The organism is Pantoea sp. Ap-967 (genome assembly GCF_011752565.1).
Taxonomy (GTDB): domain Bacteria; phylum Pseudomonadota; class Gammaproteobacteria; order Pseudomonadales; family Pseudomonadaceae; genus Aquipseudomonas.
Genome location: NZ_VWXK01000024.1, coordinates 53729 through 70038 on the forward strand (window position 1 = coordinate 53729; position 16310 = coordinate 70038).

The window sequence follows — 16310 nt, forward strand, 5'->3', positions numbered from 1 at the left end:
GGGACGACCCCTTTTAATCGGGCTTATCTTGCCGGGACGACCCGGCTTCTTTATGGAGCCGTCGATGGCTTGGTTGAGTTTGATTATCGCAGGAATTCTGGAGGTCATATGGGCCTTCTCGATGAAGCAATCTGAAGGCTTCACGAAAATTGGCGCCTCGATCATAACTATTGTCACAGTGGTAGCCAGCTTCATTCTTCTTTCTTACTCCATGAAGAGCTTGCCGTTGGGCACTGCATACACCATCTGGACAGGAATTGGAGCTGTTGGGGCGTTCGTGGTAGGCATTGTATTTCTTGGCGAGCCCGCTGGCATACTCAGGATTCTCGCGGCCATTATGATTATCGGTGGTCTTTTGCTCATGAAGTTTTCGTCGGCGGCGTAAGCTAGCTGGATGTTGAAAAAAGGCCGCCGTTGTGCGGCCTTTTTTTATTGACATCGCGTATCCTGGAATTTGCCTAGGTGAGCAAAATGCTCGAAATAGAGCATTTTGCCCATGAAATAGTGCTGTTTAACCTATTCAACTGCTCTCGTGGTGTGCATAAAGTACTTCTAAAGCTGCTACAGATTCACCCGTGTAGCATCTGATGATCGCTTAATTATTTTTTGGAGTAAATATGGACTACGTTAGCACTCGTGGTTCTGCACAACCTGCCAGTTTCCGTAATGTTGTCCTGTCAGGCATTGCATCTGATGGTGGGCTCTATGTACCTGAGAGCCTTCCCCGCTTTGATAGTGAGTCGATTGCCAGCTGGTCGTGGCTCCCTTTTGATGAGCTTGCTTTTCGTGTGATATCACCCTTCGTAGGTGATGGAGTTGAAAGCTTCGTCTTGAGGAGAATGCTTAAGGACTGCTATCAGGGGTTCCACCATCGTGCGGTAGCTCCTCTACAGCAAATTGGCCCAAATGAATGGGTTCTGCAGCTGCACCATGGGCCTACTCAAGCGTCCAAGGATTTTGCAGCTCAGCTTCAATCTCGACTTGTAGCTCATTTCCTTGCATCTCCCGGGCAAGCCATTGTAATCGGCGCCACCAATGGTGACACCGGGCTTGCAGCAATTGAGGCCTTCAAAGATGTAGACAATGTGAAGGTGGTGGCTCTCTATCCGCGAGACGGAGTGCCTGCTGATCGTCTGGCTGGTTTGTTGGCTTCCAGCTCAGATCACGTCCAGTTGATCGAGATTGATGGCAGCTTCGATGACTGCCAGACGCTCGTTTCCAAGGTGCTACGCGCCTGGCCGCTTGAAGGTGTTCTTCCTATCAGTTTCAACTCTACGAATTGGGTAGGTGTGCTGGCACAGATCGTCTTCTTTTTCCACAGTGCCCTCCAGCTTGGGGGCGGTGCGCGCCCGGTTGGTTTCAGTATTCCAGGTGCGAGCTTTGCGGAAATTTACGCATGCTTCATCGCTCAAAAAATGGGGCTGGCAATCAATCAGGTTATCGTGTCGACGAACACCAATGACTCCTTGCATCGCTTCATCAACCAGAACAACTACTCAACCCGTGAGGTGAGTCATTCGCTGTCTCCCTCGATGGATTTCTCACTCTTTTCCAACCTCGAACGGTTCATCTGGGAGCTCTATGATCATGATGGCTGCACGGTGCAGCACCTCATGGCCATTTTCGAGGACTCAGGTAAGCTGAGCATCGGGAACAAGCAGTGGCTACAGGCTCGGATGCTGTTTGACTCCTACGCGGTTGCAGACGAGCAGGTAAGGGAGGAGCTGCTTACGCTGTTTAAGGAAGCAGGCACAGCGGTTGATCCGCAGACCGCGACTGGTGCCCTGGCGGCACGGCTTCACCGTCGCAGCATTGCAAGCCCCATGGTGACTTTGGCACAACTTGCGCCCAGCAAGTCTTCGCAGCTTTTGGCTGAGTTGAACATGTGGAGTGGGGAAGTACCCGAATCGCCGACCCTGTCCGTGGATCATGTCGTGCTCAGCAAAGGTGATGTTGAAGGTCTCTCCCGATTTCTTCGAGGCATATAGGAAGAACGTATGAAACGTCTGCTCGATCCTCAAGATGAGCGGATCCTGGCTGAGCTGACTGCTAACGCCAAGATTTCCCATGCTGAGCTGGGCTCCAAGGTTAACCTTTCGCGGAATGCAGTCCGTCAGCGCATTGAGCGCATGGAGCGGGATGGGGCAATTCAGGGCTATACGATTCGCGTAGGAGCGGGTCGTAAGCCGTCTGCACCGATCAGTGCAATCATTTTCGTGTATCGCCATGACCGAATGCGCGGTGAGGATGTAGTGAGGGGGGTAAAGGCTATTCCAGAGGTGACCATGTGCGAGGTCATGAGTGGTGAGTTCGATCTAATGGTAAGGATCGAAGCCGCTCACCCAGAGCGCGTCCATATGGTGTGGAAGCTGATTGCAGCCATGCCAGGTGTTGAGAACACGGTTACCACATTTGTCTTGAGCAAGCTCATCTAGTCCCAGTATGGGATAAAAGGGCTATCAGGGTATGACCCTGGTAGCCCTTTTTCATTAGGAGACGGAGGTCTCGCTAGCCAGTTGCACGGCCTTGCCTTTTCGACGATAGGCCAGAGCCAGAATGGCAAACCAGATTGGCATGCAGAGCATTGCGTGCAGTGTGTCTGGCTCCAGGGCCAGCAGCACAATCACGAAGGCAAAGAAGGCCAAGACAAGCCAAGGCATCAGCAAGCCACCAGGCATTTTGAAGCGTGATGCGATGTGCAGTTGAGGATCAATCTTGCGGTAGCGGATATAGGCAACCACGATCATTGCCCAAGCGAAAATAAACAGGATTGCGGAGATGGTGGTAAGCACTGTGAACGCTTTCATCACCTCTGGGATGATGAACAAGATCACCAGGCCAGCGCCCATACACAGGCAGGAGAAGACCAGGCCTCGCATAGGGATGGACGAATTGGAGAGGACGCGGAAGAGCTTTGGCGCTTGGCCTTTCCCCGAGAGGCTGTACAACATCCTGCTTGTTGCGAATACACCGGAATTCGCAGCAGACATGGCCGAAGTCAGCACAACCAGGTTGATCATGCCAGCTGCAGCAGGGAGACCAGCGATCAGAAAGACCTGCACAAATGGGCTTTGATCAATGTTGATTTTCGCCCAGGAAGATACGGAGATGATGCAACCCAATGCCAGGACGTAAAAAATGATGACTCGTACCGGTACCGAGTTGATGGCCTTCGGCAGGGTCTTGTGTGGGTCGTGACTTTCAGCTGCGGTGGTGCCAATCAGCTCAACACCTGCAAAGGAAAAGATTGCGATTTGGAAACCAGCGAAGAATCCGCTGATGCCATAGGGAAAGACTACCCCGTCCTCTGTGAGGTGGCTCAGGGAGGCGACTACGCCTTGCGGTGAGGTGACCGACAGGCTGATCATCACCACCCCGGTCACGATCAGTGCAATGATCGCTACAACCTTGATCAAAGCGAACCAGAATTCGACCTCGCCGAACATCTTCACGGCAAACATGTTCAAAGCAAACATGATGGCGAGTACGCTGAAAGCGGGGCCCCAGGTTGGGATGTCCGGGAACCAGAACTTCATGTAGCTGCTGATCACGGTGCAGTCGGCGATCGCTACCACCACCCATGCTAGCCAGTACGACCAGCCTATGAAGTAACCTGCCCACTGCCCGATGTACTGTGTGCAAAAGTCGGTGAAGGTCTTGTGCTTCAGGTCTGACAGCAGGATTTCACCCATGGCCCTCATCACAAAGAACATGAAGAAGCCGATGATCGCGTAGGTGAAGATGATCGAGGTGCCAGATACGCTTATGGTCTTGCCTGAGCCCATGAACAAGCCCGTACCAATTGCTCCACCGATTGCGATCAGCTGGATATGTCGGTTTTTCAGGTTTCGCTTCAGGGACGAATCATCCGGTGCGTCGTCCACTGCTTCATGCGATATAGAATTATTGCTGTGCTTCATGCCTCATACCTTTATATTGTCTCTTTTAGAAGGGTGCTGATGCTGCTGAGAATAAATATCTTCCTTGTATTCATAATTGATGGTCGCTAGGTAAGTGACAGGAAGCTAAAATCAATTTAGAGGGCAGACCATCGGGCTCTTATGTCGTCCTGGTGTGGTCGGCACTTGTTCGTCTAGAACTTCTTCATACACCTATTTATGCGGTGTGCCCATTCATAGGCGAGGGAGGGAGGATATGCCAATAGGTACGAAGTGCTAAATAGGCCAAAATGCTTTTTTTATCGAGCAAAACGACAGTTGCATGTGCATTTTTTCTATTTTTGATTACACAAAAAAAGCGCCGTAAGCAATATGCTCAGGGCGCTTTTTGATATTTATGAACTAATCAGTATTTGTTGACAAAAACTGCAATGAGGAAGAAAAGCAGTAAAGCAGCTGCTGCATAAGGAAAAAGTGCTTTGTATACAATTCGCTCCTGGCCGCGACCCTCGGCAAGTCCCGCAGCAATAGACATCCGCACAGGGGAGAAGATACTCATGCACGTACCTGACGCATGCTGCAGGGCAGCAACCGCCGGGACGCTGAGCCCGGCCTGCAAGGCCAAAGCGTATTGTGAGGGCATAAACAAGCTATTGGGGGCATTGCCGCTATTGGCCAAGATGCCGAATGCAGCCGAGGTGAACGGGGTGATGAGAATGGCGAAGGACTCTAGGCTGCTGAACATGCCCTGAGCAAAGGCATGTGAAATGCCGGCAACCGAAAGGATCTCGGCCATCATGGCAAAGAGGAACACGGTCAATATGGCATGCCTCCCTGTCTTCACAGCGGATTTTGCCTCGCGTCCGATAAGGTGAAGCTGTCCCCTCGCCAATGCTGTGATAATTCCTCCAGCGATCAGCCAAGTGCCGGCGTGGTAGAAAGGGGGCCAGGAAGGTAGATCGCTGTAGGGAGAAACTCTACCCGCAGATGTCAGGATCTGCTTGACCTCAGGCAGGACGCGAGTAGCAACCAGGCCGCAGATGAGCAGGACATAGGGTGCAATTTTTTTCAACGCCTGGCATGCCTGCTGAGCAGTAGGTCGTTTGTCACTCAGGAAGCGTAGGACAATCAAAGGGCCAAAGGCAGCCAAAAGACCAGTTTCCGGGCCCAGGACTTTGGTTGCGAGCGCTAGGGATGCCATTCCAGCAGCGATCCATGCGGCTTCTTGAATATGTTCAGCCGTCGATGCTTTCAGTCCTGCTGCATCCGCTGTGCGCCAGAAAAGTGGGAGCCATAACAGCATGAGCAGCGAGACGGGCACAATTGAATAGAAGCTCAGATCAGCAGGTGACATGCGTGCATAGGCTGCCGCCAAGATCGTCCCGCTTCCCATGGCGCCCCACGGAATCAGTGTCTGGCTGAGCAGTGCAAAAATCATCAGGTGTGAAGGGGCGAGCTTCATGCTTCTGAGTAGCGCGATAGTTCCCAGCATGCCAACGCCAAAGCCAGTGGCTGACTCTGCAAAAGGGCCAATCAGGAAGCAGGCAAAGAAAGCGGTCTTTCGTTGCATCAGGTGCACGCCGGAAAATTCGCTTGTGGCAACGACCTGAGGTGCACCAGGTTCATTGTGCATAGCTACTTGCCAGAAGAGCAGGCCGCCAACGATGTAGGGAGCGATGGTGGCCCCTATCCAAAGTCCCCGAGACAGAGCTGTGCTGAGCTGTGATAAGCCAAAGATCTCTGGGCCAGATACTGCCGCAATGGGAGCGGCTACCAGCAGTCCAAGGAGGGCAGAACTGGAGGCGTTGAAGCGTCCGCTTCCAATAGCAATTGCCACGACGAAGGTCGGTAGTAACCACAACAGGTAGATCATGGGTGCTTCCATCAAACTGACGATGAACTGCTCAACTGCTCGGGCCACAGCGGGTGGAGAACGCTTTTGTGGTTAGGGGCAAAAGCAGGGGTCAGCAGTCTACACATAAAATAATTGATTGTCATAGGTCAATGTTTGCATTGGCCTAGATGTTGGTGCACTCTATGCGTCTGATGCCTAACACAGACCAGTTCCGCTCGCGGGAATGTTGTCGTTGCAGGCTCCAGCACCTCCGAATTTGCATCAACAAGGCCAATTAACATGTCAGAGTTCAGATTGCACTGCTTTGCCCTGTCAGGTAACGCGTACAAGGTTGCTTTGTTTCTCGCTCTCGCGAAGCGAGACTGGCAGCCCATTTTCGTTGACTACCTGAACGGAGAGACAAAGACCAAGGAATGGCGGGCAGCAGTCAACGAACAGGGTGAGGTTCCTGTGCTGGAGCATCGTGATAAAAAGCTCAGTCAGTCTGCGCTTATCCTGGATTACCTAGCTTCAGCGACTGGTCAATTTGGCCCTGATAGTGAAGAGGAAAAGCAAGAGATCTGGCGATGGATGCTTTTCGATAACCACAAATTTACAAGCTACTACGCCACCTTGCGGTTCATATTCGGGCTGCAAAAGGCAGGCGAAACGCCAGAGGTACAGTTCCTGCGCGACAGAGCGCGTGCCGCGTATCAGATTGTGGACGATCACCTTCGCGATAAATCTTTCCTTGTCGGCGAGCGACTAACCATTGCCGATTTATCGTTAGCTGGCTATGTCTTCATGCCTGAGGCTACCGGGATAAGTGATTCAGAGTTTCCGAATATCCAGGCCTGGAAGGCGCGTATCATGGCGATGCCTGGTTGGAAGCATCCGTATGATCTTATGCCAGGCCCTACCAGCGTATAAGCTGGAAGCTGGTATTGTCTTGGCGCATGGAGTTCGATGTGAACCGCTCTAAGTTTTGGTCGTTCGCTCTGGTGGTTGTCACCGCAATTTGGGGCTGGAGCTTCGTCGCAAAGCACGATCTCCAAGGCACGGCAGCATCGTGCCTCAACAGCTGGTTGTTCCTGCTGGGTGGGGTGAGTCTGCTGCCGTTTGCGTTTAAGTCGCTGCTGAGGATAGGGCGAAAGGACTGGCTGCTCGGAATAGTGGCGGGTTTTGTGCTGTTCGTTGCGTTTGCATTTCAAACGACAGGCATCCAGCTCACTTCGCCGTCAAATGCGGGATTCATAACCGGGCTTGCTGTAGTTTTCACTCCCATGATTCTGTATTTCGTAAGTGGTGAAAAGACTAGCGCCCTCCAGCTGGTGGGAGCAGTCATTGCCTTAGCAGGATTGGCGCTCTTGAGCGCCAGAGGATTCGAGTTCCACGTGGGTGATCTGCTGATCCTTGTGTGTGCTGTCTTCTTCGCCTCACACATCGTAGTTCTCTCTAAGGGGCGCTTTTCAGGCTCACCACTGGCCTTTGCGGTTATCCAGTTGTTCACGGTAGGTGTGCTTTCCTTAGCCTGGAGCGTTGGGGAGGGTGAATTCACTGTACCCGCCGACGTGGACAGTCAGATGGTTGTGGTGCTTCTTGCGTTACTGAGCACGGCCTTCGCGTACGCAGTGCAAACCAAAGCGCAGACAGTGATTTCAGCCCAGAAGGTAGCGTTGATACTTTTAGCTGAACCGGTTTTCGGTGGTGTGTTTGGCTATTTCCTGGCAGGGGACAGGTTAAGCAGCATTAATCTGCTTGGTGCGGGTCTTATCATCTTTGGGATGTTGATCAGTGAGCTGAGCTCGGTCAATCAACTCAAATTCCTGAGATTTAAGGGAATAAGTGGGAAGCGCCACGTAGAAAACGAGCAAAATGCCAGTTGACGCTTGCGTTCGTGACCAGTGATTATCGATCAACACTTACGCAACGAGCATTTTCAATGCCTCTATTCGATCACGCAGTATCTGCTTTTAGCCTTCGGGCTTCAGCACGGTTGCGTGTTGTCGTTGCTAAGAAATCCAAGAAACAGCCGCTCATCTGACTGAGGCGCGCTGTCTCGTCAGGTGGGCTGACGAGACAGATGGCGCTAGGTATTCCTACCAGACCTCTTTCGACTCTTGCCCTTCTGACGCTCATTTTCAGTCAGTAATGGGAGTTTTTTATGTCGAGTTTTAGTGGGATCTGGATTGCCTTGGTTACACCATTCCGGTCAGATGAGATCGATTTTGATGCTTTAGAGCGCTTGGTAAAAAAGCTTATCGCGGATGGCGTTGCCGGATTTGTGGTCTGCGGCACCACGGGAGAGGCAGCGGCACTATCAAAAACTGAGCAGCTATCAGTGCTCGATGCTGTCCTCACTTGGGTTCAGCCCTCTCAGGTCGTGATGGGGCTCTCGGGCAACAACATGCGAGAGATATTGTCATTCCAGATGGAAATTCAGAAGCGCGAAATCGCAGGCTTGCTGGTGCCGGCACCGTGCTATATCAGGCCTTCACAAGCAGGCATTGAGTCCTTTTTCACCGCGATCGCTGATGCAGCGTCCGTCCCTGTTATTGTTTACGACATCCCTTACAGGACTGGCGCTCGGATCGATCGGGAAACGCTTAGAAGGATCGTCCAGCATCCACGCATTGGGGCAGTTAAGGATTGCGGCGGCGACAGTGAAACCACCATGGCACTAATCCAGGATGGCCATGCTCAAGTATTGGCTGGCGAAGACTCGCAGCTGTTCAACAGCCTATGTCTGGGCGGGGCAGGCGCTATCTCTGCGTCGGCGCATGTCCGGGCTGACCTCTACGTGAAAATGCAGCGACAATTGGATGAGGGCGATGTGTCTGGAGGTCGAGAGACTTTCTATCGCCTTCTTCCCTGGATGCAGATGGCTTTCGCTGAGCCAAATCCAGCGGTTGTGAAGGCGGCCCTGGAGGTTGAAGGGATTCTGGATGGGGGGGTACGAGAGCCGATGCAGCCTTGCACTTCTGCTACGCGGCAGAGACTCATTCGGGTGCTGAGTGTCCTCGATATTTAGGATTTGGTTCAGGTGGTCATCACATATAGAGGAGGCCACCTTGCTGACACCTTGTTGGCTTCACGAATGCAAGCTTCTTGCAGCTGCGGCTTTGATAGCCCTTGTGATGGCTAAAAGGGTGTCTGAGCGCACTGCAGCATGCTGCCAGTAAATTGGTTCATCAACATGCATACCAGGTGCTATCTCTGCGATTTTTTTGGCGTTTGAAGATGCTTCAAACAGTCCTTCTGCGACTACGCACCAACCCAAATCGCGTTCAGCCGCCTCCACAAGGCCAGTAACAGAGGGAAGATAGTGCACTGGAGGGCTGACTTCGGTTGAGCTGAGTGAGCGTATGAACGATGAATGAAGTATGTCTTTGCGGTTGTAAGCAATGACTGGTGCTATTGCCAGGCTCTCAGCGGTAACACCCTCACCAAAGAAGCGTCGGATGAATATTGGCGAAGCAATCGCGTGATATCGCATGGATCCCAAGAAGTGAACCTGACAACCTTGTAGGGCTTCAGCTTCTGAGGTGACAACACCCATGACTGCGCCATTTTTCAAGAACTCCAGTGTATGGCCTTGGTCATCTCGTTGTATGTCAAAGAGATAACCATGCTCTTGGTGGATGGCAGCCAGGGCGGAAACGAGCCAGGTGCACAGCGAGTCATCGTTCACTGCAATGGGTATCGAGCTTGCAAATGCTGAGGTGCTGGATCCTGGAAGGAAATCAGCCAAGGCCTCGGTTTCAAGAACCTGCATGGGGCGTACTCGGCGGAGAAGCCGCTCGCCTGCAGGAGTGGGGCGGCAGGGTGTCTCGCGTACGATGAGCACCTGGCCTAGCCTGTCTTCAAGGGCCTTGATGCGTTGAGATATCGCTGAGGGCGTTACAAACAGGCGATGGGCGGCTTTTTCAAAGCTTGCCTCCTCCAAGACTGCAATGAACGCTGAGATTTGGGGATGTACAAGGTTCATGCTGACCACCTGAATTAGCTTGACTTAACCTAGGTTAGATTTTATAGCTTTTCTAAAGTTTTGCCATTGAGTAGCCTGGGCTCTACCAAATAGGTACTGAGCTACAGGCAAAATCTCTACACCAGCAACAGGTAATCTTATGAAACTCAAAGTACAAAGCTTCTGGAAAATGCTTATGGTTTGCTCCGTTGCATGGGGGCAGTATAATAAAAGGAATTTGAGGTGTCGCTGATTTGGCGATCACCGAGTAGATAAAAGGCTGCACGTCTTCTGTGCAGTCTTCTTTGTTTAAAGGCCCGGGAGTGAGCTTTTTATTACAGATAGCTCTGGATGTGCGATAAGCTTGTCAATGTGAAGCTCGCTGTTGTTCATCCATGTTTCAGTAAGTACCCGATAATGCTCCATGTCACGACAGCGCATTCTGATGCTGTAATCGTAGTGTCCGCTGATCAGCTGGCAGTCATAAACCTCAGGGCATTTCTTGATGGTTGATTCGAACGCTTGTTGAGCAGAGCGCCCACTCTGATTTGAAAGGGCCGCGAGAACAAGCAGTGAGAGACCTGGAGATACTAATTGAAGGTCAATGACTGCCCCGTAACCACGAATTATTCCACGCTTTTCTAACTTCCGGACTCGCTCCAAGCAGGGGCGCGAAGTGAGGTGTACCAGAGTGGAAAGTTTTTCGTAGGTTATTCGGCCATTGTGTCGCAAGACATCAATTATTGCTTCGTCAATGCGATCCAGCGGCGTGACTCGAATGATCTGATTTTTTGTATCCATAAGAAAAAACTTTTGAGTAAGACTGAGTCGTGGAAGCGTGTATACCCATGATGGTAGGCGTTTGAGTTATTCTGATTGAAGTGTTGGAAAAAGTATGCTAGCTCCTCGATCCTTGACAGCATGCCTGACATTTTACTCGCTTGCTCAGAGAGAGTCTTCTAAGCATCTTACATCTCGTCGTTCTTTTGAAGACGTAATTCAACGCTGAATTTCTGGCGGTCACGCTCCAGGTCTGCTGGAGAAAGAAGATCTGCTAAAGATGCTCCGTTTTCGACCTCCGTTAGAAGTAGAGAAATAGCATAGCGCATGAACCAGTGGGGAGAGCGGTCAAGAGATTGTGCTGCTGCTTGTATCCTGCTCTTTGTGTGCGGGTCGATCTTGATTCCAGCTGTGTGGCTTTTCATGTCGATTACTTCTCATGCACGGTAAGCTACGCAAACCTCGCCGTAGCTTACCTTATCTCTAAACTTAACGCGCGCTTACAGCTTCCAAGTGCTCCTGCTCTGGGTTGTCCATCTCGTCTACACGTTTGTAGTATTTCCGATAAGTAACTATCAGTATACCGAACCACAATGGAGCTATGCACAGGCCGGTTCTTGTATCGTCTTCCATGGTGAACATGCAGGCGATAAATACAAGGAATACGATCGTTAGATAGGCCGTTGCGATGCCACCCGGCATTTTGAAATTAGAGCGCTCGTGCAATTCCTTGTCTCGTTTACGATATGCCAAGTAGGACGCCATGATTACGCTCCATGTGAAAAGCGTAATTACCGCTGTGATGGTCGACAGTAGCGTGAACAAAGTGATGGCTTCCGGAACCACCCACAGCAGAGCCAGACCTATCAACATGCAAGTAGATGTGAACAGAACAGCATGTACAGGTGTACCGAGTTTGGATAGCTTTCCAATCCATTGCGGCGCCCGTTTCTGAGCTGACAAACCGAACAGCATCCGACCACAGGAATACAGGCCACTGTTGGCAGCTGACATCGCTGCAGTCAGCACGACGAAGTTGACCATTCCTGCTGCAGCTGGGAGGCCAGCAAACACAAAAAGCTCTACGAAAGGGCTTCTGGAAATTGGTACTTCTTTCCAGGAAACCACGCTGATGATGCACGCGATCGACAATACGTAGAACAACACAATGCGCCATGGGATGGCGTTGATGGCACGTGGAAGCGTGCGTTCTGGGTTTTTGGCTTCGGCTGCGGCAGTGCCGATCATTTCCGTCCCGGTGAAAGAATAAACGGCAATCTGGAAGCCCGCCAGGAAGCCACTAAGGCCGTGAGGGAATACAGCACCATCTTGTAGTAGATGGCTGAACGACGCTGGCGTACCGTTTGGTGATGTGAACGACATGGCGACCATCATCACACCCGTAACAATCAGCAGGCAGATAGCCAAAATTTTGATGAGGCCAAACCAGAATTCTACTTCCCCGAAGATACGGACTGCCATCATGTTGATGATTGTCAGCGTTGCAATGATCCCGCAACAGATAGTCCCCGTCGGCATCGTGGGAAACCAGTATTGCACAAAGCTGGCCATCATTACCATGTCGCCTACGGCGGCAATACTCCATGCAAACCAGTACGACCAGCTCACAATGAAGCCAGTTTGCGGGCCAAGATAGTGCGTGGCAATGTCGGCGAACGATTTAAAGCCTAAGTTGGAAAGTAGCAACTCGCCTAGCGCGCGCATTACCAGAAACACGAAGAAGCCGAGGATCGCGTATACCAGAAGAATGGATGTGCCGGACAGCGCAATGATCTTGCCCGATCCCATGAACAAGCCAGTGCCGATGGCTCCACCGATTGAGAGCAACTGGATGTGACGGTTTTCCAGTCGGCGTTCTAGCGTGGGGTTTCCTTGAGTTTGTATTTTGGAGGCTTGGTGCTGTGTCATATTGCCCCTTGCTTTTTTTGAGCGAATTATTGTCATGCCGAAGGCTTTTTGTATGGGCTAATTTGCCCGAGGGTAGGCGCAAGTTTTTGTGCCTTGGACAAATTAATAGTGCTTTAATTTCAAGGCGATAATGATGCTCTGTTTGGAGCTCATTGTGAAGTCGAATGGATAAATTTATGCTTGCAACGACACCGCCGAGCAAGAGCTCGGCGGTGTGTTTTGCTTAAGCTTGCTTTTTGAGCGCGATGCCAACCTCAGGTTGCAATAGCGCGAACAGATCTTTTGGGTTTTTGAGATTTGGAACTAGGGAGATTTCTTCGCCGATGTTCAAATCGCGAGCTACGTCCATGACATAGCGGAGCGCTGAGTAATCCTCAATCGCAAAGCCAACCGAGTCGAACAACGTGACTTGCGCTTGATTTTCACGGCCCGGAGCAGAGCCCTCTGCTACTTTCCAGAATTCAACGGTTGGCGAGTCTGCAGGCATTTGTTGAATCTCGCCCTCAATGCGGCTCTGCGGCTCATACTCAACAACTACGTAAGCATTTTCAACTATCTCGCGATGAAGCTCAGTTTTACCCGGGCAGTCACCGCCAACAGCATTCAAGTGCATGCCTGGCTCGATCATCTCAGGAGTCAAAATGGTAGCGTAGGCCTTGTCTGCAGTGACAGTGGTAACAATATCAGCACCACGAACTGCATCAGCTACCGAGTCAGCGATAATGAAATTGATACCTGGATAACCTGAGAGGTTATTTATGAGCTTCTCCGAAGCCTCACGATCAATATCGTACAAACGAATCTCTTCAATGCCAAGGATGGTGTGGAACGCTACAGCTTGAAATTCGCTCTGCGAGCCATTGCCGATCAAGGCCATTGAGCGGCTGTTTTCGCGAGCCATGTACTTGGCAGCAAGTGCAGATGTCGCTGCTGTACGAACTGCAGTCGTCAGGGTCATCTCGGCCAGTAGCAGAGGGGCGCCTGTGTCTACATCAGCCAGAGCACCAAAAGCCATAACAGTCAACATGCCGTTATGGGTATTTTTAGGATGACCATTGACGTACTTAAAGGCATACAGGTTTGCATCGGACGCTGGCATGAGCTCGATCACGCCTTCAGGTGAGTGGTTAGCTACCCGAGCGCATTTTTCAAAATCGTGCCAACGCTGATAGTCTTGCTGGATATACTCAGCCATCTCAGACAGGCAAACCGGCAGCCCTTTAGTGATTACCAGGCGAGCCAGGTTAGGTACGTCAATGTAGCGAGTCATCTTCTACTCCTTTCAGTTGCCTGTCTTCGGACGGGATGAAGGCCAAGCAACGGATTTTGCTGTTATGTTCTGAAACAGCGTTTTGTGAAAAAGGGCGAGCAAAGCCCCGCAGCACCGGGGGCTACTGGAGTGTGATTGCTCTTTACGTGCCTATTTTCAGGGGGGGCACGATGAAATGCTGGTTGAACGGGCCTTTTAATGCAGCGGAATCCGCTGTTTGGTGCCGCCAGGCAGCAGAATCTGCTGTGTCATCCAGGCGGGTAATTTCCCAGTTGATCAGTGTGTGAGACGCATTGAGCGGAAGGGTAATTGAGCAGAAAAAATGCTCATGCCCGGCGGGCTGGCCTGTCAAATAGGCAGCACGAGATAACCTAGGTTGGACTGTTTCCGGAAGGGAAGGGCTTAACTAGAGCGGGAGTAGAAATCTATTTATATAACTGAAGGGGTGGCCGACGGCTTAGAAGCGGGCAAGTAGGAGCTTGAGGCCTGCTGCTCCAAACACCATCGCCAAAGAGCCTTCAATAAAACGACGAGCCCGTTGATAAGCTCGAATCATTGGGGCTGTTGAGAAAACTATCGCGTAGCCGCAGAAAATCGTAACACTCAGGAATGCACATCCTGCCAGGATGATAGCTACGGTTGATTGTGAGGCTTCTGCACCCAGGCCCAGGCTCATGGTTGCTATCCAACCAAGGAGAGCTTTGGGGTTGGTCAAGTGCATCAGCAGGCCTCGCTGATACAGCTGCAATTCTGAAGCTTTCTGCGGTATGCCAGCTGCATTAGCAAGCTGCTCATCGGTTTGCAGAGCAGATCGAGCCGCCTTGAATCCAAGATACAGTAGATAGGCCCCACCCAAGATCTTCATGATCACCAAGGCCTGAGCATATTTTGCTAGTACCGCCGAGATCCCGGTGGCCGCCAGACTTCCCCAGAAAAGTGATCCACTAACCACGCCGGCGGCAAGACAGAGCGCAGACCTCCGCCCATCTTGCATGGCTACGCCCATAATGCGCATGTTGCTTGGCCCTGGGCTGGCGGCACCGATGATGTAGACCGTGAATACCAGCAGAAGGTGGTGCAGATCAGCTGACATGATGGCCTCACTAGGGGCGGTTCGATGCGTGACTATAGATTTCGATGACCGTTGCGGTCAATATAACGACCTCGAAATATCTTCAGGAATGCGCAGTCAGGGCAGTAACAGCTCACACCGAGCCCGAGCAGGATGAGGATCCACGCTAGGCTGCTCATGGGCAGGGCATTTCCTGAAGCATCTCAGCTTTGCGGTTGGCGGGAGTGCCGTGCCGGCCCAAGGAATTGCGTTCACGGATTCAAGAGTGTTTCATGGCCAACCGATCAAAAATTCCCTTCACGGTGTACCTCCTCGGGCTCACTATTTTTGCGCTGATTACTGGCGAGTTCATGGTGGCGGGTATTATGCCAGCCCTTGCTGATGCGTTCTCAGTTAGCCTGGCTAAGGTGGGAAACCTGATTGCATTTCATGCCTTGGGTATGGCCTTGGGCGGGCCACCTCTTGCGGTGCTTTTAATTTCCGGTGGCATCGGCAATAAGCACGCTCTAGTGGGGTTATTGGCATTATTCGTTGGCGCATCCTCAATGGCTGCCGCAGCTCCAAGCTATGAAGTTTTGCTGGGTGCTAGGGTTGTCATGGGCGTAGCAAGTTCAGCGTGTATCGGTCTCTGCATGACCATTTGTGCCGGCCTTGTGAGCATTGATGCTCGGGGGCGCGCGATTTCGATTGTGCTTGCAGGATTGATGCTTTCGCCTGTCGCTGGCGTTCCCCTTACCAACGTGGTTCAGCATATGTACGGCTGGCGGGCCAGCTCGTGGGTGGTAGCGGTGCTCTCGTTGCTCTGCACATTCCTGGTCGCCAAGTGCGTACCTAGTGCTCAAACAAATCGGCAACCACCGCTGCGGCTTCAGATTCAAAGCCTCAAGAACGGAAGCCTTTGGGCAGCATATTTCACCAGCGGATGCATCATCGGTGCCACGTTCGCAGCCTTCAGTTACATCACCCCGATTCTCATTGAGGAAGTGGGCGTGCTGCCCGGTTCGGTAGCCCCTCTCCTGGCCCTTTACGGTATTGGCAATGTGATCGGAAACACCGTTGTCGGTCGACTTGCTGATCGCTACACATTCCAGACTCTAGGGTGGGGGCTACTGCTGCTCATACTGGCGCTTGGTGGGTTCGCCTTGGCAGGGGATCATCGCTGGTTAAATCTCGGTTGCTTCATTGCATTCGGGTTTACAGGTGTTGCCCTCAATCCGGCGATGGTTGCCCGAGTAATGAAGGCTGCTGAACCTCATGCGCTGGTGAACACCCTTCACACATCAGTCATTACCGGTGGGTTGGCCTTTGGCAGCTGGGCTGGTGGTGAGGCAATCGATGCTGGCTTTGGTCTTCGGTCGCCGCTGTGGGTGGGTGTAGGAATGGCCGTGCTGGGTTTAGTCAGCATCGTGTTGCCGTTGATGAGATCGTTCTCGAAGCAGCGAAAGATGGTTGAACAGCGTGTGAGCTGTGGGGCAGTCGAATAGCTTGGCCACAGGCGTTCCTAGACACGAAAGATAGCTTGGCTTCGCCTGAGTGTGATGGCAAAAGTGGAAGTGGGG

Annotated in this window: 15 protein-coding genes; 7 read left to right on the top strand and 8 right to left on the bottom strand. The window is 51.9% G+C overall.

Going from position 1 to position 16310, the window contains the following annotated elements; genetic code table 11:
- Positions 1–64: 64 nt before the first annotated feature.
- From F3J45_RS21890 to F3J45_RS21900, 3 genes are all read left to right on the top strand, one after another.
- Positions 65–385, top strand: coding sequence for a multidrug efflux SMR transporter (locus F3J45_RS21890; protein WP_167067760.1), 321 nt, complete (start codon positions 65–67; stop codon positions 383–385).
- Between the two features lie 232 nt (positions 386–617).
- Complete coding sequence (locus tag F3J45_RS21895) at positions 618–1988, top strand: pyridoxal-phosphate dependent enzyme (protein WP_167067763.1); 1371 nt, start codon at positions 618–620, stop codon at positions 1986–1988.
- A 9-nt stretch (positions 1989–1997) separates the two neighbouring features.
- Positions 1998–2435, top strand: a complete 438-nt coding sequence (locus F3J45_RS21900) for an Lrp/AsnC family transcriptional regulator (protein WP_167067766.1) — start codon at positions 1998–2000, stop codon at positions 2433–2435.
- A 54-nt stretch (positions 2436–2489) separates the two neighbouring features.
- Here F3J45_RS21900 and F3J45_RS21905 read toward each other — a convergent pair whose 3' ends face one another.
- Both F3J45_RS21905 and F3J45_RS21910 read right to left on the bottom strand, forming a co-directional pair.
- Positions 2490–3920, bottom strand: coding sequence for an amino acid permease (locus tag F3J45_RS21905; protein WP_167067769.1), 1431 nt, complete (start codon positions 3918–3920; stop codon positions 2490–2492).
- Positions 3921–4305: 385 nt separating this feature from the next.
- Positions 4306–5772, bottom strand: coding sequence for an L-lactate permease (locus tag F3J45_RS21910; RefSeq protein WP_167067772.1), 1467 nt, complete (start codon positions 5770–5772; stop codon positions 4306–4308).
- 261 nt (positions 5773–6033) lie between these two features.
- On the opposite strand from F3J45_RS21910, the gene F3J45_RS21915 reads away from it, so the two are divergent.
- The 3 genes from F3J45_RS21915 (at position 6034) to dapA (ending at position 8764) form a co-directional block, all read left to right on the top strand.
- Positions 6034–6663, top strand: coding sequence for a glutathione S-transferase family protein (locus F3J45_RS21915; protein ID WP_167067775.1), 630 nt, complete (start codon positions 6034–6036; stop codon positions 6661–6663).
- Between the two features lie 38 nt (positions 6664–6701).
- On the top strand, positions 6702–7619 hold the full coding sequence (locus F3J45_RS21920; protein ID WP_370526445.1) for a DMT family transporter: 918 nt from the start codon (positions 6702–6704) through the stop codon (positions 7617–7619).
- 278 nt (positions 7620–7897) lie between these two features.
- Positions 7898–8764 carry a 4-hydroxy-tetrahydrodipicolinate synthase gene (gene dapA / locus F3J45_RS21925; protein ID WP_167067781.1) on the top strand — a complete coding sequence of 289 codons (867 nt, stop codon included), beginning with the start codon at positions 7898–7900 and terminating at the stop codon, positions 8762–8764.
- A gap of 60 nt (positions 8765–8824) precedes the next feature.
- On the opposite strand, the gene F3J45_RS21930 is transcribed toward dapA, so the two are convergent.
- The 6 genes from F3J45_RS21930 to F3J45_RS21955 form a co-directional block, all read right to left on the bottom strand.
- Positions 8825–9721: a LysR family transcriptional regulator ArgP gene (locus F3J45_RS21930; protein ID WP_167067784.1), complete on the bottom strand. Its 897-nt coding sequence runs from the start codon at positions 9719–9721 to the stop codon at positions 8825–8827.
- A 288-nt stretch (positions 9722–10009) separates the two neighbouring features.
- Complete coding sequence (locus tag F3J45_RS30580) at positions 10010–10501, bottom strand: Lrp/AsnC family transcriptional regulator (protein ID WP_167067787.1); 492 nt, start codon at positions 10499–10501, stop codon at positions 10010–10012.
- Between the two features lie 167 nt (positions 10502–10668).
- The gene (locus F3J45_RS21940; protein ID WP_167067790.1) at positions 10669–10905 is read right to left on the bottom strand and encodes a transcriptional regulator; all 237 of its coding nucleotides are present in this window, start codon (positions 10903–10905) and stop codon (positions 10669–10671) included.
- 64 nt (positions 10906–10969) lie between these two features.
- Positions 10970–12409 (bottom strand): amino acid permease, encoded by a 1440-nt coding sequence (locus F3J45_RS21945; RefSeq protein WP_167067793.1) that lies wholly within the window; start codon positions 12407–12409, stop codon positions 10970–10972.
- A 223-nt stretch (positions 12410–12632) separates the two neighbouring features.
- A complete protein-coding gene (locus tag F3J45_RS21950; protein WP_167067796.1) occupies positions 12633–13679 on the bottom strand; it encodes an ornithine cyclodeaminase in 1047 nt (348 codons plus the stop codon).
- 457 nt (positions 13680–14136) lie between these two features.
- Complete coding sequence (locus F3J45_RS21955) at positions 14137–14772, bottom strand: LysE family translocator (protein WP_167067799.1); 636 nt, start codon at positions 14770–14772, stop codon at positions 14137–14139.
- 251 nt (positions 14773–15023) lie between these two features.
- On the opposite strand from F3J45_RS21955, the gene F3J45_RS21960 reads away from it, so the two are divergent.
- Positions 15024–16235: an MFS transporter gene (locus F3J45_RS21960; protein ID WP_167067802.1), complete on the top strand. Its 1212-nt coding sequence runs from the start codon at positions 15024–15026 to the stop codon at positions 16233–16235.
- The last annotated feature ends 75 nt before the right edge of the window (positions 16236–16310 follow it).